We start from the raw sequence: 3,241 nt of genomic DNA, 5'->3' as shown, positions 1-3,241 counted from the left end.
TAAATATACTCAAAAAAGCTACGATAGGGCATATCGGAAGCTGGTCGTTAGACCTAAACGCTTGGGGAGATTTAAGCTCTATTTTGGTTGGTAGAAATACCTGCTAAGACAACTTGAGTCAGTGAACCAAGAATCCCTCGCATAAGCGCGACGGGAGTGTCAACATTGACATTAACTTATCAAAGTCAATCCTTGAATGTTTCGGGTCTCTTGGATACTGGTTCTAGTGTTAATGTGTTGCCTTATGAAATGGGTTTAGCTTTAGGTGCAGTCTGGGAAAATCAAAGGCTATCTCTGCCATTAGGAGGTAATTTAGCTAGATTTGAAGCTGGTGCATTGGTTGTTAAAGCTACTGTTGAGCAATTCCCCGCCGTAGATTTAGCCTTTGCTTGGACACAAGATAAATATGCGCCGCTAATACTAGGACAGATGAACTTCTTTCTTGCCTTTGATGTCTGTTTTTACAGATACGACTTAGCATTCGAGATTAGTCAAAAATAGTTTGACTGGAGAAAAAATATGTGCGTTACATTTCATTAACTAAGCAACCAGCGATCGCAGTTTCACCTCAAGCGATCGCCCTATGAAAAGAGATTAATTTGTCTAAAGATTTGCTAAACTGAGGACAATAATCGCTTATTTTCAAGGTGTTAACTAAATGTGGTGGCAAAGTTCTCGGTTAGACCGTATTGAAGCCAGTCTAGAGGCAAGTCAGCAGCGAATAGAGCGAATAGAAAGCAATATTGACAGATTAGCAGCAATCAGTGAGGCAACGAATCGGCGTATTGATCGGTTTGTGGAAGCTACTGCTCAACAAATGGAGGAATCTAAGGCTCGTATTGACCAACTGCAACAAGGGATGGAACAGCTTCAGCGTGCAGTTGGCTATTTTTTAAGTCAGGACGGTAACTAACGATCGCCTTTTCAAAAATCAAAAAACCCCGTTAGCTTACAATCACTTGCTTCAATGAATGAGCATGGTACTACGGCTAGAGAAAAAAGAGGTGCGTTACATTTCATTAACACACCCTACCAGATCGGCGTACTGCTACGCAGTTCCTTCGGCATCGCACCACGGCTAGAGAAAAAAGAGGTGCGTTACATTTCATTAACTACAAGATCGGCTAATTTCAAGGATTAATCTGTGAGATTTTGGTGATGTGAGGAGCTCCTTGTGGTGGTTTATAAATATAGACCAGTACTACGAGATCAGGTGCGTTAGGATAAACAACTTTTCCTTTACATAAAAAGCAGTAATTCATCCCCGCAACAACCTGAGTTGCAAAGGCCAATGGGGTGTATTCTACCCCAACAAAACCTTTTAAAGCGGCGTCAAATACATTTTTTGCGGATTCAGTTATAGCAAAACTAAAAGCGGTCCATTCACCAGATGCGTATGACATAATATCCACCTTTTCGATGGTCGCATACATGATATGCCCGAAACTGTTGCGACCTTCCAGTCGCGAGCGTATTCTCAGTATTTATTATACAGCAAATTTCCGAATAACAATCCTCAGAGTAACGATATGTAAACACTCTCGACATATCATACTAAATTCGTTTATTAAAGACTGATTATATATTTTCCCTTTTGCCTCTTGCCTCTTGCCTTTTGCCTGTCCTCATAATTAGCCTAAACTCAACGGATTTAGTAAGCTAAACGGCTTTTACTTCGGATCACCGATATAGACTCCAAAAGGGTTATAGCTATTGGATCATGCAGGTTAAGCGCCGTTTAGCTTATTAGCACCATCGCAGCGAACTTTTCCGCATATCATAACCAAAAGCGTATTAGCCAGAGCATATCCCTAACAACAAACTGAAATAAAATAGACTTTTCGGGAAGTCTAGCACTACTTGCTTCAGTCCACCCCACAATTACCTAATTTTCGGGGAAAAAGTGCCTAAAATTTCCCCTTGATCGCTCTTATGTTCGGCACTTTTTGAGGGCAAAAAAATCTAAAAATCTTAGCCAACAATGTTTTTAGATTTATTCAGCCAACCCTAAGTTAAATTTTGAGTTGATCGATTAAATCGCGCATAATTTTGGCCGAATTATGTAACTGTTCCGTTTCTCTGGGACTGAGAGCAAGATTCAGAGTTTTAATTACTCCTTTCTCGTTAACCACCGAGGGAATACTTAAACACACATCTTTGAGACCGTATTGACCATCGAGGAGAGTGCTAATAGTGAGAATTCTTTCTTGGGAACGTAAAATCGCTTTAACGATATCCGTGGTAGCTAAACCGATCGCATAGCTAGTATAACCCTTGCGTTTGATAATTTCATAGGCGGCGTTTTTAACCTGAAGAAAAATTTCTGTTAAGCTTTCTTGGTCGGCCGCGCTTAAATCCTGCCAATCTCCTTCTAGTAACCTTGCTCCTCCGATATTGGCCGAACTCCAGACAGCAAGCTCACTATCCCCGTGTTCACCGATAATATATGCGTGGACGTTACGCGCATCTACATGGAGTTGGGTGGATAAAAGAGAGCGTAAACGGCCAGAATCTAGCACCGTACCCGAACCAATCACCCTAGAAGGCGGAAAATGGGTTATTTTCAGGGTAACATAGGTCATGATATCGACGGGATTACTCACCACCAAAATCAAAGCACTGGGGCAGTAAACAGCCACATCCTCCAGAATACGGCGAAAAATCGCCACATTTCGCTCAAGGAGATGTAATCTGGTTTCTCCCTCTTTTTGGGCGGCCCCGGCAGTAATAATCACCACATCGGCATTTTGTCCCACATCGGCCACGGTTCCCATTTTCAAGTCTGTGGGTTCAATAAAAGGCATTCCGTGCCTTAAATCCATCACTTCCCCTTCGACTTTATCCGTGGCGATATCTTGCAGAATTAATTCATCAAAACAGTCTTGAATTAACATCGAGTAAGCGCAGGCCATCCCCACCTGACCAACACCGATAATTACCCCCTTGCGAGGACGTAGAGGAGCGGGTTTTTCAGCGTAGGGATTGGGAGTAAATATTTTATCTAGCATAGATTTTTGCAGTTACTGGCTCGGTAAGCTCATTTTAAGGGGGAATGGTTAATATCAGGTAAAAGGAGACTATAAAGAGATTTTGAGGACGTTACCGGCCATTTTTTTCCGGTAAGTAGCTGGTTATAATTAAATTAAAAATGGATTTTAGGTTCGATCCCCCCTGCCCCCCTTGATAAGGGGGGTGCCGATAGGCGGGGGGATCCCCCCTGCCCCCCTTGATAAGGGGGGTG

General features: G+C 42.5%; 4 protein-coding genes. 2 read left to right on the top strand and 2 right to left on the bottom strand.

Annotated elements, in window-relative coordinates; genetic code table 11:
- Positions 1–156: 156 nt before the first annotated feature.
- Positions 157–501 carry a pepsin/retropepsin-like aspartic protease family protein gene (locus PX481_RS06170; RefSeq protein WP_288094002.1) on the top strand — a complete coding sequence of 115 codons (345 nt, stop codon included), beginning with the start codon at positions 157–159 and terminating at the stop codon, positions 499–501.
- Positions 502–658: 157 nt separating this feature from the next.
- Positions 659–913 (top strand): hypothetical protein, encoded by a 255-nt coding sequence (locus PX481_RS06165; protein WP_002755102.1) that lies wholly within the window; start codon positions 659–661, stop codon positions 911–913.
- A gap of 217 nt (positions 914–1,130) precedes the next feature.
- Here the strand turns inward: PX481_RS06165 and PX481_RS06160 are convergent, their stop codons facing one another.
- Entirely contained in the window at positions 1,131–1,433 is a 303-nt protein-coding gene (locus PX481_RS06160) for a hypothetical protein (RefSeq protein ID WP_002763207.1), read from the bottom strand.
- 579 nt (positions 1,434–2,012) lie between these two features.
- A complete protein-coding gene (locus PX481_RS06155; RefSeq protein WP_103112416.1) occupies positions 2,013–3,008 on the bottom strand; it encodes an L-lactate dehydrogenase in 996 nt (331 codons plus the stop codon).
- Between the last annotated feature and the right edge of the window lie 233 nt (positions 3,009–3,241).

This window comes from Microcystis sp. M53603_WE2, from assembly GCF_030065435.1.
This window is presented reverse-complemented; position numbering and strand designations above follow the sequence as displayed.

Excerpts from the sequence above, each read along its gene's own strand:
- PX481_RS06165 (WP_002755102.1), top strand. The coding sequence starts at position 659 with ATGTGGTGGCAAAGTTCTCGGTTAGACCGTATTGAAGCCAGTCTAGAG.
- PX481_RS06155 (WP_103112416.1), bottom strand. The coding sequence starts at position 3,008 with ATGCTAGATAAAATATTTACTCCCAATCCCTACGCTGAAAAACCCGCT.
- PX481_RS06160 (WP_002763207.1), bottom strand. The coding sequence starts at position 1,433 with ATGTATGCGACCATCGAAAAGGTGGATATTATGTCATACGCATCTGGT.